Here is a 15183-nt window from a genome sequence, read left to right as displayed (position 1 = left end):
GATGCTTGGTCTACGCGAGTTGATAAGGAGCAACGCCGTGGCTGGTGGCAAGAGCGGGATCGAGGCGTTCATCGCCGGGATGCCGAAGGCGGAGCTGCACGTCCATCACGTCGGTTCGGCGTCCCCTCGGGTCGTGGCCGAGCTGGCCGCCCGGCACGCCGGGCAGTCGAAGGTGCCGGCCGACCCGGAGGCGCTCGCCGAGTACTTCACCTTCACCGACTTCGCGCACTTCATCGAGGTCTACCTGAGCGTGGTGGACCTGATCCGCGACGCCGAGGACGTGCGTGCCCTCACCTACGGCGTGGCCGAGGACATGGCCCGCCAGCAGATCCGCTACGCGGAGCTGACGGTGACGCCGTACTCGTCGGTCAGCCGGGGCATCCCGGACGTCGCCTTCATGGAGGCGATCGAGGACGCCCGGAAGTCCGCCGAGAAGGACCTCGGCGTCGTGCTGCGCTGGTGCTTCGACATCCCCGGCGAGGCCGGTCTGGCCGCCGCCGAGGAGACCGCCCGCCTCGCGGTGGACCTGGCGCCGGAGGGTCTGGTCAGCTTCGGCCTCGGCGGCCCGGAGATCGGCGTGCCGCGCCCGCAGTTCAAGCCGTACTTCGACCGGGCCCGGGCGATCGGCCTGCACAGCGTCCCGCACGCCGGCGAGACCACCGGGCCCGAGACTGTCTGGGACGCGCTGCGCGTCCTGGGTGCCGAGCGGATCGGCCACGGCACCCAGGCCGTCAAGGATCCCTCGCTGGTCGACTGGCTCGGCGAGCACCGCATCCCGCTGGAGGTCTGCCCCACCTCCAACATCGCCACCCGCGCGGTCGAGCGGATCGAGGACCACCCGATCCGGCAGATGGTCGACGCCGGCCTGCTGGTCACCGTCAACAGCGACGACCCGCCGATGTTCGGCACCGACCTCAACACCGAGTACGCCGTCGCCGCCCGCCTGCTCGACCTGGACGAGACCGGCGTGGCCGCCCTGGCCAAGAACGCGGTCGAGGCCTCCTTCCTCGACGCGGCCGGCAAGGCCCGGATCGTCGGCGAGATCGACACCTACCTGGCGGGCTGGGACAAGGGCTGAGAGCGGGTGCCGGGGCCCCACCGTCAACGGTGGGGCCCCGGTGCGGCTATGCGGCCACGGCGAGCGCGGGCGCCGGCGTCTCGCGGTGCAGCCAGGCGCGCTCGGCGGCGGTCCAGGCGGTGGTGGTGAGCAGGTAGAAGCCCGCGGCGAGGGGGACGAGGGCGGCGAACAGGACCGTGCCGAAGGCGAGGTACGGGGTGAAGCTCGCGCCCGGCGCGGTGACGGTGGTGCGGCGGGCGCGGCGGAAGGTGACGTACCCGACCGCGGCGAGCGCCGCGTAGAGGGCGCCGAAGACCATCAGCTGGGCCGGGCCGTGGGCGGCGTTGACGTGCAGACCGAGCGGGACGCCGAGAACGGTGTGGCCGAGCAGGTCGTTCGGGGTGGTGAAGAGGCGGTACATCACCGAGAAGAACGGGATCTGGACCAGCATCGGCAGGCAGCCTGCGAAGGGCGAGGCCTTCTCGGTCCGGTAGAGCTCGGCCAGCGCGGCCTGGAGCTTCTCCGGCTTGCCCTTGTGCTTGCGGTTCAGTTCGGCGACCTGCGGGGCCAGCCTCAGCCGGGACTTCTCGCCGCGCGCGGCGGCCCGGGCGAGGGGGTGCAGCGCCAGCCGTACGCAGACGGTGAACAGGACGATTGCGAGCGCGGTGGGGAACAGCTGGGCCAGGCCGGACACAGCGTCGTGGGCCAGGCGGACGGCGGGGTCGAGCAGACCGAGAACGGACATGGTGAAGCGAGCCCTCCGGGGTCTCGTGGAAGAGATGTCGGCGGAGGACGGCCACGCTGATGGGGTGTTACGCGGCCGCCAGGGCCGCGCCCGGTGCCCTGGGGCGACGGCGGCCCCGGGCGTCCGGATCACGTTGCGGGAGGAAGGCGGTGCGGAACGCGCGACGCCGCAGCGCCCCGTCCCGTACGACGGCGGGGGCCCGCGCCCCGAGCAGCCGGGCGGTCGCCAGCGTGCCGGCGACCACGCCGGCCAGCAGCACCAGGGCCGCGGCGGCCGCGACGGCGGTCAGCCCGGCGGACCCGACCAGCAGGTCGCCCGTCAGCACCCGGAGCAGACCGAGCAGCGCGGCGATGAGCGGCACGGCGGAACCTCCTCGGGTTCGGGCTGACGGTTCAGTGCTGACGGTTCGCTGCCGATGGTACGGGGCGTGGTGGCACTCCGGTAGGGCGATTCTGCGGGCCGGCCCAGGCGGGGTGGGCTCAGGAGAGGTGGGCGATGCTGCCGGTGGCGGCGGAGTCGTGGGCGGCTTCCAGGACGGCGAGGGTGGCGACGGCGTCGCGGGGGTCGACGGGGGGCGGGGTGCCGGTGGCGAGGGCGGCGGCGATGCCCGCGTAGTAGACGGGGTAGTCGCCCGGGTCGGTGGGGACGGTGGCGGACGACTCGTCGGTGCCGAGGGTGCCGTACTGGGCGGGGTCGTCGGCGCCCCAGGGGCCGTCGCCCGGGCGCTTGCCCGCGCGGAGGTCGGCTTCCTGCGGGTCCATGCCGTACTTGACGTAGCCGGCCGCGTCGCCGAGGACGCGCAGACGCGGGCCGCCGAGCGGGGCCAGTGCGCTGGTCCACAGGTGCGAGCGGACGCCGGAGGCGTGGGTGAGGGCGAGGAAGGCGTCGTCGTCGACCACGGCCCCGTCGCGGCGAATGTCGATCTCCGCGTACACCGACTCCACCCGGCCGAAGAGGGTGAGCGCCTGGTCGACCAGGTGGCTGCCGAGGTCGTAGAGGGTGCCGCCGACCTCGGCCGGGTCGGCCAGCTCGCGCCAGCCCGCCTTGGGCTTGGGGCGGAAGCGCTCGAAACGGGACTCGAAGCGGTGCACCCGGCCCAGCGCCCCCTCGGTGACCAGGCGACGTGCCGTCAGGAAGTCGCCGTCCCAGCGCCGGTTCTGGAAGACCGAGAGCAGGGTGCCGGTCTTCTCGGCGAGCTCGCAGAGCGCCCGCGCCTCGGCGGCGGTGGCGGCGAGCGGCTTGTCGACCACGGTGGCCAGCCCGGCGGTGAGCGAGGCGCGGGCGAGCGGGACGTGGGTGCGGTTGGGGGAGGCGATGACGACCAGGTCGAGCGTCTCGGCCTCGGCCAGCAGCTGCTCGGGGGTGTCGAGCGCGCGGGCGCCCGGGTGCTCCCGGTGCAGCTGGGCGCGGCGGTCGGGGTTGGCGGTGACCACCGCGTCCAGCTGCAGTCCGGGGGTGGTGGCGATCAGCGGGGCGTGGAAGGCGGAGCCGGCCAGGCCGTAGCCGATGAGGCCGACACGGAACGGGGGTCGGGGCGCGGTGCTCATGCCCCTACTCAATCACGGCCGTGCCGAGGCGCGGCTTCAGCGCGCGTGGGCGCATCGAGCCGGAGGGCGCGCCGGTGTCGAAAGTGACGAGCGACAAGCGACCGACGAAGGAGGGAGTGCCGGAGCGAGGAGCGTTGGCACCGGGTCAGGAGCGCCCGGAGGCCGGAGGGCAGGACGCGCGGCGACGGCGGTGCAGGACGGCGACGACACTGCCCGCCAGGACGAACGCGGCGCCGATGGCGGTGAGTAGTGCGGTGGAGCGGCCGGTGCCGGTCTGGGCGAGGCTCCGGGCGACGGGGGCTGCCTGGAGGGTCTGTCGGAGTGGGGTGGTGGCGTCGGCCGTCGGGGTGGCGGGTGCTGCTGCCGCGGTGGTGGCCGGTGCTGCTGCGGTGGGGGTCGCGGTCGCCGGGTGCGAGTGGTGTGCGCTCGGGTCGGCGGACGGTACGGGCGCCGATCCGGCGGTGCTGCCGGTGCCGTCGAAGACCACGTCGGAGCAGGAGTAGAAGGCCTCCGGGCTGTCCGAGCGCTGCCAGATCGCGTAGATCAGCTGACGGCCCTTCTTGCCCGCCGGGATCTTGCCGGGGAGCACGTACTGACCGTCCGCCAGCTGAGGGTCGGTGACCGTGACGAAGGGCTGGGGCTCCAGGTTCGCCCAGGTCAGCGGCTTGGTCGGGTCGTAGGTGGAGTTGGTGATGAACAGCCGGAAGGTGCCCCGGTGCGGAGCGGTGGCCCGGAAGCGGAAGGTGAAGTCGGCACCCGAGGTGAGGCTGGTGGCCGGCCAGTCGGCGCGCGGCAGGTCCATGCCCCGGTACATGTCCTGGCCTGCGCTGCACAGCTTGCCGTCCGGGATCAGCTCGCGGTGGCGGCCCGCCGCGTCGCCGATCCGCAGGCTCATCCAGTCGTACAGCGCCGCCGTGCCGCCCAGCGCGACCGCCGCCTTGCAGGCGGCCGACTTCGGGTGTTCCGCGCCCTCCAGGTAGCAGCCCTCCACCCGGCTGAGCGGGTTCTGCATCGAGCCGTGCGCGTACGCCTTTCCGGACCCGAGGGCGCCGGCCAGGGTGCAGGTGGCGAGGACGAGGGTGGCGGAGGCGAGGCGGCGAGCGGACATGGCGGGGGCTCCTGGGAGGTGGCCGTGAGGGGGTGTGCACCGCACGCTAGCCGGGTGGACCGCCGCTGTTGACGGTTCATCAGTGCGGTTAGGGGCGGCTTAAGGAAGCCTTGAGACAGGACGGGCCCCCGTCCGGTGGGCGGGACGTGCTGCCGTCGGGCAGGTGTGCGGATTAGGCTGTGGCCGTTGGGGCAGCCAGTTGGACCCCACATCGCAGGGGCGGGCCGACCGGAGGCCCCGGGCGGTGGGGCAGCACGTCAAGTACGACCACCGCACGACTTCGGGAGACACGCACGTGGCAGAGCGCAAGCCCATCGAGTCCTGGCTGACCGACATGGACGGCGTCCTCATTCACGAGGGCACGCCGATCCCGGGCGCGGAGGAGTTCCTCCGCCGCCTGCGGGAGTCCGGCAAGCCGTTCCTGGTGCTCACCAACAACTCCATCTACACCCCCCGGGACCTCAGCGCCCGCCTGGCCGGTATGGGTCTGGAGGTGCCGGAGGAGTGCATCTGGACCTCCGCCCTGGCCACCGCCAAGTTCCTCAAGGGCCAGCGGCCCAACGGCACCGCGTACGTCATCGGGGAGGCGGGGCTCACCACCGCGCTCTACCAGGCCGGCTACGTGCTGACCGACAACAACCCGGACTACGTGGTGCTCGGCGAGACCCGCACCTACAGCTTCGAGGCACTGACCAAGGCGATCCGCCTCATCAACGCGGGCGCCCGCTTCATCTGCACCAACCCGGACGAGACCGGCCCGTCCCCCGAGGGCGTGCTGCCGGCCACCGGTTCGGTCGCGGCGCTGATCACCAAGGCGACGGGCGTCGAGCCGTACTTCGTCGGCAAGCCCAACCCGCTGATGATGCGCGAGGCGCTGAACACCGCGGGTGCGCACTCGGAGAGCGCCGTGATGATCGGCGACCGGATGGACACCGACATCGTCGCGGGCATGGAGGCCGGTATGGAGACCGTCCTGGTCCTCACCGGTCTGACCGAGGCGGATGACGTCGAGCGCTACCCGTACCGGCCGACCCGGGTGGTCAAGTCCATCGCCGACCTGATCGAGCTCATCTAGGAACCGGCTCGTCCCGGGAAGTCGTCCGGCGTCCGGAAAGTCGTCTGTCGTCGGCCCCGCCTCCTCGAACACCGAGGGGGCGGGGTCCGTCCGTTGCGAGGGGGATCGCATGGCGGAGGAGAAGCGGGTCACCTGGGCGGAGCTGTACTTCGACCTGGTGTTCGTGTTCGCGATCACGCAGGTGTCGGCGCTGCTGCACCACCACCACGACTGGGCGGGGGTCGGCCGGGCGCTGGTCGTCTTCGTCCCGGTGTACTGGTGCTGGGTGGGGACGACCGTGCAGGCCAACATCCGGGACGTGGACAACCCGCGGGACCGGATCGGCATCTTCGCGGTCGGGCTCGGCGGCCTGTGCATGGCGCTGGCGATCCCAGGGGCGGACGGCGGGCGCGGGGTGCTCTACGGCGGTGCGTACTGGCTCGCTCGGGTGGTGCTGTTGGCCATGGTGCTCCGCGTCCCGGGGGCGTGGCGCGGGCCGTACGGGGTCGGCGCGGCTGTCAGCGGGCCGCTGCTGCTGGCGGGCGGGCTGATCGACGGGGGCCCCAGGGTGGCGCTGTGGGCGCTCGCGGCGCTCTGCGACCTGTCCGCACCGGTGGTGTTCCGGCGGCGGCTGGCCAAGGTGGACTACCACCCGGGCCACCTGCCCGAGCGGTTCGGCCTCTTCCTGCTGGTCGCACTCGGCGAGTCGATCGTCGGCATCGGCGCACCGGTGGCGGGGGCCCGCCTCGGCCCGCTCGAACTCGCCTCGGTGGCAACGGCGTTCGTGATCTCCTGCGCGCTCTGGTGGCTCTACTTCGGCTTCGCGGCGGACGCGATGCGCTTCGCGGTCGAGACGGCCGACTCGCGGCGGGACGTGATCCGGCGGGTCTTCTCGTACGGGCATCTCGCGCTCATCGCCGGGGTGATCACGGTCGCCGTGGGCTTCGGCGAGACGGTCGCGCAGCCGGGCCTCGCCCTCGGGGCGGGCACGCTCGGACTGCTGTACGGGGGCTGCGCGCTGTACCTGCTGAGCTTCAGCTACACCCGCTGGGTGATGTTCCGGATGGTGTCCCCGACCCGGCTGGCGGCCGCCGCGGTGGTGCTCGTCCTGCTGCCGCTGATGGTCCGGCTGCCGGCGATCGGCGCGCTGGTGGCGCTGGCGGCGGTGCTGCTCGGGCTCAACTGGCTGGAGCACGTACGGGTGCGGCGGGCGCAGGCGCGGACCGGGGAGGAGGATCCGCGGTGTGTGGCGCCCGAGCTGGCCTGACGGGGTGGACTGTCGGCGTGGACTGTCGGTGGGGCTGTGTAGCGTTCGGGGTGGAAGAGGACAGGCGGTGCGTGCCGCCGCCCGGTGGGAGGTTGAGTCGTGACAGAGCTGGCTGAGGTGGCCGTGGGTACCGAGTTCGAGGTGCCGGAGTCCTGGCGCGAGGCGCTGGCGGGGGAGCTGGAGAAGCCGTACTTCGCCGAGCTGACGGCCTTCGTGGCCGCGCAGCGGGCGGAGCACCAGGTCTTCCCGCCGAGCGGTCAGGAGTTCTCGGCGCTGGCCGCGACGCCGTACCACGGCGTGCGGGTGCTGGTGCTCGGCCAGGACCCGTACCACGACGACGGCCAGGCGCACGGCATGAGCTTCTCGGTGCTGCCCGGGGTGAAGACCCCGCCCTCGCTGCGGAACATGTTCAAGGAGCTGCACGCCGACCTGGGCGTTCCCACGCCCGACAACGGCTACCTGATGCACTGGGCCGAGCAGGGCGTGCTGCTGCTCAACGCGGTGCTCACGGTCCGCGCGCACGAGGCCAACTCGCACAAGGGCAAGGGCTGGGAGAAGTTCACCGACGCGGTGATCAAGGCGGTCAGCGACCGTGAGGAGCCCTGCGTCTTCGTGCTCTGGGGCAACTACGCCAAGAAGAAGCTGCCGCTGATCGACACCTCGCGCCACGTGGTGGTGCAGGGCGCGCACCCGTCGCCGCTGTCGGCCAAGCTCTTCTTCGGGAGCAAGCCGTTCTCGCAGATCAACGAGGCGCTGGAGGGCTTCGGCTCCGAGCCGATCGACTGGCGGGTGCCGGACCTGAAGTCCGTGTGAACGCCTTGCACTGACTGAGGGTCAGGTCTTCCGGGGGGTCTCGCGGTCGGCACTCGTGTGCGAAGCTGGGTGCCGACCGCGATGGTGGGGGAGGGGCGGGTTTGGTGCGCCGGCTGTGGCGAGGGGTGGCGGTGGCCGGGCTGGTGAGCCTGGCGATCGGTTCGGCGGCGGGGTGCGAGGGCGGGGCCTCCAGAGCCGACCCGGATTCGGCACCGACCGCGGACCGGGCGGCAGTTCCGGAGCAGCCGGTCGACCAGACCTTCTACGTCTCGGACCAGACCGCCGCCGCCCGGCAGGTGACGAAGCTCAAGGGCGCCGACGCGGCGGCCCTGGCCCGGATCACCGCCCAGCCGTCCGCACTGTGGCTGGGCGGGCCGGACGCACGCGCCAGGGCCGAGGAGCTCACCCTGCGGGCCACCGCGGCGGGCCGGACGGCGCTGCTGGTCGCGTACGACATTCCGCACCGCGACTGCGGCCAGTTCTCGGCGGGAGGGGCCGCCGACGGCGCGGCGTACCGGGCCTGGATCGGCGAACTCGCCGCCGGGCTGGCCGACCGCGCCGCCTGGCTGGTGCTGGAGCCGGACGCCGTCGCGCACACCCTGGACGGCTGTGGGGTGACACCGTCGGCCGCGGCCGAGCGGTACGAGCTGCTGTCGTACGCCGTACGGGAGTTGAAGAAGCACCCGAAGGTGCGGGTGTACGTCGACGCGGGCAACGCGGGGTGGGTCAAGGACCCTGATCTGCTGGCCGACGTGCTGCGGAAGTCCGGTGTCGGGGAGGCGGACGGCTTCGCGGTCAACGTGTCCAACTTCTATACGACCGAGCAGAGTTCGGCCTTCGCTGCTCGGCTGTCCGAAGCGCTCGGCGGCAAGCACTTCGTGATCGACACCAGCCGCAACGGCAACGGCCCGCTGGGCGACAAGGAGTGGTGCAACCCGGCCGGTCGGGCCCTGGGCGAGGCCCCGAGCACGGCCACCGGCCGACCCGGGGTGGATGCGTACCTGTGGGTGAAGAGCCCCGGTGAGTCGGACGGCGACTGCGGGCGCGGCGAACCGAGGGCGGGCGAGTTCTGGCTCCCGTACGCGCTGGGGTTGGCGCGGGCGGGCCGCTGAGGCGGTTGTCTCCTCAGCTGGATCAGGCCGTCACCCGGATCAGGCCGTCACCTGGATCCAGTGGGCGACGGAGGGTGTGCCGTTGTGGTCGGTGGCGAAGAGCATGTACCAGCCCGGTGGCAGCAGATTGGGGTTGCCGGGAAGGGCGAGGGAGAGGCCGCCTGCGGTGCGGGCCGTGATGTCGAGGGCGACCGACCGCTGCTCGACGTCCGTGGCGTGGGTGACCGAACTCGGCCTGATCAGTTTGGCGTTGGCTATCGCGGCGGGGTCCGGGGTGGCGACGGTGATGATGCTGCCGAGAGCGGCGCGGCCGGGGGCCGCCGTGAGCTCGGGGCGGTCGCCGCGGAACAGGTACGGCGGGTTGTAGATCTCGATCCGCTGCTCGAAGGTGGCCGGCTCGGTGTCGGCCTTGTCGGCGAAGAGCGGGTTGGAGCCGAGCACCACCACCCGGCCGTCGGGAAGCAGCAGCGCCTCCGAGTGGTAGTCCCGGCCGACGGTCGGCTCGGCGGCGACGGTGAAGGTGTTGGTGTCCGGGTGGTAGGTCTGGGCCTTCAGCAGGTCGCTGTGGTGCTTGCCCCGGTAGTCACGTGAGCCGCCGGTGGTGAAGACGGTGTCGTCCGGCAGGATCACGCTGTTGAGATACCGGGTGCCGCCGGCCGGCAGATCCGGTCCGGGGGCGAAGCTGGGCTGGGCCTTCGTCAGGTCGGCGATGCCGGTGCGGGCGGTGGAGGCCGGGGACTCCCCGACCCCGCCGCCGCCGAGCACCATGACCTTCTGGGCCTGGGCGGGCGGCAGCAGGACCGATGACGAGGTCTCCAGCTGGTCCGCGTCGCGCAGCCCGCCGACCGCCTGGAAGCTGTTGTCCCTGAGATCCCACAGCCCGGGCGCACGCCCCTTGTCGGCCGGGCCGTACCCCGCGTTGGAACCGGAGTAGAAGAGCTTGCCGGAGGCGGTCAGGAAGAGCGACGGGTAGGTGGGAAAGTACCGGTCCGGCGCCTTGGCCCAGCTGTGGGTGGCCGGGTCGTACAGCTCGTTGTCGTTGCCGGTGAGGATCTGGCCGGTGTCGTCGAGGCCGGAGACGGTGACCACCTTCCCGTCGCTCAGCCCGGTGAGGGTCGGGTACCAGCGGGCGTACGCCATGTCCGGTACCCGCTCGTAGAGTTCGGTGTCCGGGTTGAACTCGTACGCGCTGCGGATCCCCTGGAAGTCCTGCTTGTCCAGTGTCATCCGCTCGCCCATGCCGTAGAGGTTGCGGGCGTCGGCGCCGGTCAGGCCCTTGACGGTGTACTGGGCCGGGCCCTGGTCGACGTAGGCGTTCCCGGGGGCGACGGCCTCGACGAAGACGTGCTGCTCGCCCGCGGTGACGGTGGTCGTGGCGGCGGTCGTCCGCTTCGTCGCGGCGGGCACGGTGACCTCGGCCGTGGTGGCGTACTCGCGGCCGTCCGGGGCGGTGAAGACCGTGCCCTTGGGGAAGGTGTGCGGGGCGTCCGGGTTCTCGTTGCGGACGCGCATGGTGCCGGCGGCCTTCTTGACCGAGCCGTTCAGGGCCTCGTAGCGGAGCGTGCCGCCGGCCACCAGGATCCGGCCGTCGGGGAGGGCGGTGTGGCCGCCGCAGAACATGTCCTCCGGGGTCGGGACGAGCTTGTAGCTGTTCCTGACCGGGTCCCAGAGCAGGCTCTTGAAGGTGTTGGCGTCGAAGCTGCGCCGGTCGTTGCCCGAGCCCGCGATGATGAGGATCTTTCCAGTGCGCAGCAGCGTGGCGTGGATGGCGTTGATCCGGAACTGGGCCGGGAAACTGACGGTCTGCCAGTGACCGTACTCCGCCTTGTAGCCGGGCTGGTTGATCACGTAGTGGTGGTACTGCCGACCGGCGAAGCCGAGTACGGCCGGTGCGTTCATGCTCGTGACGACCAGTACGACGGTGCTGCCCATGGCGAAGCGGCGGGTCCGGCCGGCATTGCGGGCCTTCAGCCGGGTCGTTGTCCGGGTCATTATCCGGGTCTTCGTGCGGAACTTCATGGTGGCGGCCCCCCTGGCCATGCAATTGCTTCTGGCTCTACGTCAGTTGACGTTGCTGCTGTGGCTGTGGCTGTGGCTGTGGCTGTGGCTGTGGCCGGGGCCGGGGCCGGGGCCGGGGCTGTGGCTGTGGCTGTGGCCGGGGCCGGGGCTGCGGCGACGGCGGAGGCGGTCGGCTGCCCGGACGAACAGGGGCAGGGCGCTGAAGAACAGCGCGATGCAGGCCCAGCTGCGCATCGCCACATGGTCGTTGCCGGTGAAGAAGGAGGCGGTGACCGCACCGGCGAAGACCAGCACCCAGATCAGGTGGAGGCGGAAGGTGGCGAGGCGGTCCGGGCTGGCCGAGTCGCCCTTCGGGGTCACCACGAAGCGGCTCTTGCGGCGCAGAACGGCCTGCAGGAAGGAGGCCGCGTAGATCGGCCCGCACAGCGCGGACATCACCATGCCCGCCACACCCGAGGAACCGGCCGGCTCGTGCGGGCTCACGTTGTGCTTGCGGTTCCAGGTGTAGAGGAGCACCTGGAGGGCGGCGGCGTCGCTGTACAGCATCATCCAGATCTCCGAGGAGACGTGCACGCCGGAGGCGCCGAAGCCCAAGTAGAGCACGCTGGAGACGCCGCCGAGCAGCCAGGTGAGCGCCGCCATCGGGTAGAAGCACACCATCAGCGTGTAGTTGAGCAGCCGGCCCGGGGTCAGCCGCCAGGCCGCCCGCCAGTACTGGGTGAGGATGGTCTCGTACGTGCCACGGCTCCAGCGCAGCTGCTGCGAGAAGAAGTCCGTCCAGGAGGACGGGCCCTCGCCGACGGCCAGGACGTCCGGGGTGTAGACGGACTTCCAGCGGGCGCCGGTGGCGGCGTTGCGGCGGCGGTGGAACTCCAGGCCGGTGGCCATGTCCTCGGTTATCGAGTCGTATAGGCCGCCTATGGACTGCAGCGCCTTGATCCGTACGGCGTTGTTGGTGCCGACGAACATCGGGGCGCCGTAGCGGTTGCCGGCCCGCTGGATCAGGGCGTGGAAGAGGAACTGCTGGCTCTCGGAGAACTTGGTGACGGCGGAACCCGAGCTGCTGTAGTTGCCGTAGACCTGCGGGCCGACCACGAAGGCGACGTCCGGGTCGCGGAAGTAACCGAGCATCCGCTCGCAGAACTCGGGGAGCGGGACGTGATCGGTGTCCACGGAGACCCAGTAGTCGTAGTCGTCACCGTGGGCCTCGAGCCAGCTGTTGTAGTTGCCGTGCTTGGTTCTGGCCCGGTAGCGGCCCTTGGGCTGGTTCCAGCGCTCGACGCCGTGGCGGCTGAAGTGGCGGACGCCGAGTTCGGCACAGAGCAGTCTCATCCCGGGGTCGTCGCCCTCGTCCAGCAGCCAGACGTCGTACGGGCCGGCATGGCGGACGGCGAGGGCCGCGGTGAGGGTGGCCCTGACCATCTCCGCAGGCTCCTTGCCCGGGACGCAGGTGGTGATGAACGCGACCCGGGTGCCGGTCTCCGGTACGACCGGGACCGGGTCGCGGGCGACCAGGGTCGCGTGGGCGTTGGAGACCACGTTGAGCAGGCGGAAGACCTCGATCAGGGCGATGATCCCGATCATCACCTTGTCGCCGACGAGCAGCCAGGGGTGGGTCTCGCCCGGGCGCACCGGCCAGTGGCCGGGGAGCAGCAGCCAGACGAGGAGCGTGGCCTCGACCAGCGGGGCGGCGATCAGGAGCAGGGCGGCCCGGATTCGGTGCGGCTCGTTGCGCAGGAGGCTTCGGTACTGGACGCGGTACGGGGTGGTGGCGGGGGCGGTCTTGGGTTCGGGCTCGTGCCCCGGTTCGGGCTCGTGCCCCGGCACGTGGTCGGGTTCGTGCTGGTGCTGGTGCTGGTGCTGGTGCTGGTGCTGGTGGCCGGGGTCGAGCTCGGGGTCGAGCTCGGGGTCGGTGAGGGGGCCGGCGAGGCGGCTGAAGTATGCGTAGTCGTAGGGGGGTTCGGGGTGCGAGGTTCGGGCGGTGAGCGGGTGGACGGATTCCGATATCCGAGGAAGCGGCACGGTGGGGGCTGCCGGTTCCGTTCGGTCCTTCAGGGGCTGCGTGTCGTGCGGTTCCGCAAATGCCTCTACCTTCGCCATGGCGGTAACTCCCCCCGCGGGCCAAGATGTTCCGGCCCGCCTCTGCTCGGCCTCATGAGCCGGGGAGTCGGTAGGGCGCCACGCCGGACGCCGCATTCCGGCGCGCCGTTGGGCAGTGGCCCCTCGTGTGCACGTCACATGCCCCCGCATGTACACGACGTGTACGACGACGCATGGCAGCGCCGACGATCCCCCCAGATCTACTGATCTCAGATCAAGACAGTGCCGGAGTCGGATGAACCGCCGAATTCACGGCCGTTTCCGAGTGGTCACTGATTCAAGCAATTCCCGTCAGATCCTCAGCTTCCCGCCCTCTGATCACGATTCAGATATCCCGGCTCGTCTGTTCATCCTCGTAACATCGGGCACGGGCGTGGCCGGGAATGTCGCGCGGGATGATTTTCGTCGATTGGGCCCCCGATGGTCCTCAACTCTCCTCAGCCGCACCGGTGATCGCAACCGATCCGCGAAACGATCACTGCCAGGGGGTGAAGATGTGGCGGAATCCGAGCGGTCCACGGCCGATCAGTGATATTGAGCTGAACTGGTGTTCGTTATTCGGGGTCACGAGCGAGGGCCGGGTCGTCCGCTGGTACGGACGGCCCGGCCCTGTCCGGCCGTGTCCGGCTCTCGGTGGCGAGGGGCCGTTGCCGGTCGGTTGCTGCTCGGCTGCCGGTCAATTGCCGGTCAGGAGGGAAGCAGCAGCTGGGGCTCGGTGGCGGCCTGAACCTCCTCGGTGGTGTGCCCGTCGGCTACCTCGACGAGGCGGAGGCCGTCCGGGGTGACGTCGATGACGGCCAGGTCGGTGACGATCCGGTGCACCACGGCGCGGCCGGTGGCGGGGAGGGAGAGCTCGTTGACGATCTTCGGTGAACCGTCGCGGGCGGTGTGCTCCATCACCACGATCAGCCGGCGGGCGCCGTGCACCAGGTCCATCGCTCCGCCCATGCCCTTCACCATCTTGCCGGGGATCATCCAGTTGGCGAGGTCGCCACGGGCCGAGACCTGCATCGCGCCGAGGACCGACACATCGATCCGGCCCGCGCGGATCATGCCGAAGGAGAACGCGGAGTCGAAGTACGAGGCGCCGGCGGCGACCGTGACCGTCTCCTTGCCGGCGTTGATCAGGTCGGGGTGCTCGGCACCTTCGTCCGGGTACGGGCCGACGCCGAGGATGCCGTTCTCCGAGTGCAGGACCACATGGACGCCGGGCGGGAGGTGGCTGGGGATCAGGGTGGGCAGGCCGATGCCCAGGTTGACGTACTGGCCGTCCTGCAGCTCGCGCGCCGCCCGGGCGGCGAGGTGGTCGCGGGCGGTGGGAGTGGGGGTGGACGGTGATGCGTGCGGCATGCTTCAGACCTCCTGCGGGGCACTGCGGACGGTACGCCGCTCGATGCGGCGGTCGGACGGGTCGGCGGCGACCACCCGGTCGACGTACACCCCCGGCAGGTGGACGGCGTCCGGGGCGAGCTCGCCCGGCTCGACGATCCGGTCGGCCTCCACGACGGTGATCCGCCCGGCGGCGGCGCACAGCGGGTTGAAGTTCCGCGCGGCGGCATGGAAGACGCAGTTGCCGTAGCGGTCGGCGACCTCGGCCCGGACCAGGGCGAAGTCGGCCGTGATCGCCTCCTCCAGGAGGTACCGCCGACCACCGAACTCGCGGACCTCCTTGGCCGGGGAGGCCAGCGCGACGGTCCCGTCGGCGGCGTACCGCCAGGGCAGCCCGCCTTCCTCGACCTGGGTGCCGACACCGGCGGGGGTGAAGAACGCGGGGATGCCCGCGCCGCCCGCCCGCAGCCGCTCGGCGAGGGTGCCCTGAGGCGTGAGCTCGACCTCCAGCTCGCCGGAGAGGTACTGGCGGGCGAACTCCTTGTTCTCGCCGACGTACGAGGAGGTCATCCGGGCGATCCGGCCGGCCCGCAGCAGCAGGCCCAGACCCCAGTCGTCCACGCCGCAGTTGTTGGACACGACGCGAAGCCCGGCAGGTCCGTCGGGTCCGGCGGCGGCCAGGGCGCCGATCAGGGTGCTGGGGATGCCACACAGGCCGAAGCCGCCGACGGCCAGCGTCGCACCGTCGGGGATGTCCTCGACCGCGCGGGCGGGGGAGTCCAGGACCTTGTCCAAGGGGGTCACCTCAAAAGGGGGGAGGGGCTCGCTGCTGAACCACCCTCACCTGGGCCCGGGGGCCTTTCCATGGCGGTGGGAAACATGTGAGTGGCCGACTGTGTATGGACGACGCACAGGTGTGCTGCCGGGGCCCGGCGATATGGCCGCCCGGCACACAACATTTCTGTGCGATACGTCTTCCTGTCACATGTCGCGGCGGTCGTGCCGCTCCTACGGTTCCGGAATCCACCACCG

The 15183-nt window shown here is 71.5% G+C and carries 13 protein-coding genes; 5 read left to right on the top strand and 8 right to left on the bottom strand.

Annotated features, from left to right (window positions below):
* The first annotated feature begins 37 nt into the window (after nucleotides 1-37).
* On the top strand, nucleotides 38-1078 hold the full coding sequence (locus FB465_RS12290) for an adenosine deaminase (protein WP_281292336.1): 1041 nt from the start codon (nucleotides 38-40) through the stop codon (nucleotides 1076-1078).
* 46 nt (nucleotides 1079-1124) lie between these two features.
* Here the strand turns inward: FB465_RS12290 and FB465_RS12285 are convergent, their stop codons facing one another.
* The 4 genes from FB465_RS12285 to FB465_RS12270 all read right to left on the bottom strand — a co-directional run bounded on the left by FB465_RS12285 (nucleotide 1125) and on the right by FB465_RS12270 (nucleotide 4457).
* Entirely contained in the window at nucleotides 1125-1802 is a 678-nt protein-coding gene (locus FB465_RS12285; protein ID WP_145790259.1) for a YidC/Oxa1 family membrane protein insertase, read from the bottom strand.
* 67 nt (nucleotides 1803-1869) lie between these two features.
* Complete coding sequence (locus tag FB465_RS12280) at nucleotides 1870-2163, bottom strand: DUF6412 domain-containing protein (protein WP_145790258.1); 294 nt, start codon at nucleotides 2161-2163, stop codon at nucleotides 1870-1872.
* Between the two features lie 118 nt (nucleotides 2164-2281).
* Nucleotides 2282-3349, bottom strand: coding sequence for a Gfo/Idh/MocA family oxidoreductase (locus FB465_RS12275; RefSeq protein WP_145790256.1), 1068 nt, complete (start codon nucleotides 3347-3349; stop codon nucleotides 2282-2284).
* Nucleotides 3350-3494: 145 nt separating this feature from the next.
* On the bottom strand, nucleotides 3495-4457 hold the full coding sequence (locus FB465_RS12270; RefSeq protein WP_145790254.1) for a lytic polysaccharide monooxygenase auxiliary activity family 9 protein: 963 nt from the start codon (nucleotides 4455-4457) through the stop codon (nucleotides 3495-3497).
* 295 nt (nucleotides 4458-4752) lie between these two features.
* Here FB465_RS12270 and FB465_RS12265 point away from each other — a divergent pair, with 295 nt between their 5' ends.
* The 4 genes from FB465_RS12265 to FB465_RS12250 all read left to right on the top strand — a co-directional run bounded on the left by FB465_RS12265 (nucleotide 4753) and on the right by FB465_RS12250 (nucleotide 8703).
* Nucleotides 4753-5532, top strand: coding sequence for an HAD-IIA family hydrolase (locus tag FB465_RS12265; RefSeq protein WP_145790252.1), 780 nt, complete (start codon nucleotides 4753-4755; stop codon nucleotides 5530-5532).
* A 109-nt stretch (nucleotides 5533-5641) separates the two neighbouring features.
* Nucleotides 5642-6778, top strand: a complete 1137-nt coding sequence (locus tag FB465_RS12260; protein ID WP_145790250.1) for a low temperature requirement protein A — start codon at nucleotides 5642-5644, stop codon at nucleotides 6776-6778.
* Between the two features lie 99 nt (nucleotides 6779-6877).
* Nucleotides 6878-7591 (top strand): uracil-DNA glycosylase, encoded by a 714-nt coding sequence (locus tag FB465_RS12255; RefSeq protein ID WP_211785765.1) that lies wholly within the window; start codon nucleotides 6878-6880, stop codon nucleotides 7589-7591.
* A 101-nt stretch (nucleotides 7592-7692) separates the two neighbouring features.
* Complete coding sequence (locus FB465_RS12250; RefSeq protein ID WP_425461166.1) at nucleotides 7693-8703, top strand: glycoside hydrolase family 6 protein; 1011 nt, start codon at nucleotides 7693-7695, stop codon at nucleotides 8701-8703.
* A 39-nt stretch (nucleotides 8704-8742) separates the two neighbouring features.
* Here the strand turns inward: FB465_RS12250 and glxA are convergent, their stop codons facing one another.
* The 4 genes from glxA to FB465_RS12230 form a co-directional block, all read right to left on the bottom strand.
* Complete coding sequence (gene glxA / locus FB465_RS12245; RefSeq protein ID WP_145797293.1) at nucleotides 8743-10695, bottom strand: radical copper oxidase GlxA; 1953 nt, start codon at nucleotides 10693-10695, stop codon at nucleotides 8743-8745.
* Between the two features lie 69 nt (nucleotides 10696-10764).
* The gene (locus FB465_RS12240) at nucleotides 10765-12549 is read right to left on the bottom strand and encodes a glycosyltransferase family 2 protein (RefSeq protein ID WP_425461246.1); all 1785 of its coding nucleotides are present in this window, start codon (nucleotides 12547-12549) and stop codon (nucleotides 10765-10767) included.
* A 960-nt stretch (nucleotides 12550-13509) separates the two neighbouring features.
* Complete coding sequence (locus tag FB465_RS12235) at nucleotides 13510-14172, bottom strand: 3-oxoacid CoA-transferase subunit B (RefSeq protein ID WP_145790247.1); 663 nt, start codon at nucleotides 14170-14172, stop codon at nucleotides 13510-13512.
* A gap of 3 nt (nucleotides 14173-14175) precedes the next feature.
* On the bottom strand, nucleotides 14176-14946 hold the full coding sequence (locus tag FB465_RS12230) for a CoA transferase subunit A (RefSeq protein WP_145790245.1): 771 nt from the start codon (nucleotides 14944-14946) through the stop codon (nucleotides 14176-14178).
* Between the last annotated feature and the right edge of the window lie 237 nt (nucleotides 14947-15183).

Source organism: Kitasatospora atroaurantiaca, from assembly GCF_007828955.1.
In the GTDB taxonomy this organism is placed as follows: Bacteria; Actinomycetota; Actinomycetes; order Streptomycetales; family Streptomycetaceae; genus Kitasatospora; species Kitasatospora atroaurantiaca.
Note: the sequence above shows the minus strand (reverse complement) of the source record. Positions and strands in the feature narration are given on the sequence as shown.

Bases quoted from the DNA above. Each gene is read 5' to 3' on its own strand.
- FB465_RS12235 (WP_145790247.1), bottom strand. From the start codon at position 14,172: ATGCCGCACGCATCACCGTCCACCCCCACTCCCACCGCCCGCGACCAC.
- FB465_RS12260 (WP_145790250.1), top strand. From the start codon at position 5,642: ATGGCGGAGGAGAAGCGGGTCACCTGGGCGGAGCTGTACTTCGACCTG.
- FB465_RS12285 (WP_145790259.1), bottom strand. From the start codon at position 1,802: ATGTCCGTTCTCGGTCTGCTCGACCCCGCCGTCCGCCTGGCCCACGAC.
- FB465_RS12275 (WP_145790256.1), bottom strand. From the start codon at position 3,349: ATGAGCACCGCGCCCCGACCCCCGTTCCGTGTCGGCCTCATCGGCTAC.
- FB465_RS12270 (WP_145790254.1), bottom strand. From the start codon at position 4,457: ATGTCCGCTCGCCGCCTCGCCTCCGCCACCCTCGTCCTCGCCACCTGC.
- glxA (WP_145797293.1), bottom strand. From the start codon at position 10,695: ATGACCCGGACAACGACCCGGCTGAAGGCCCGCAATGCCGGCCGGACC.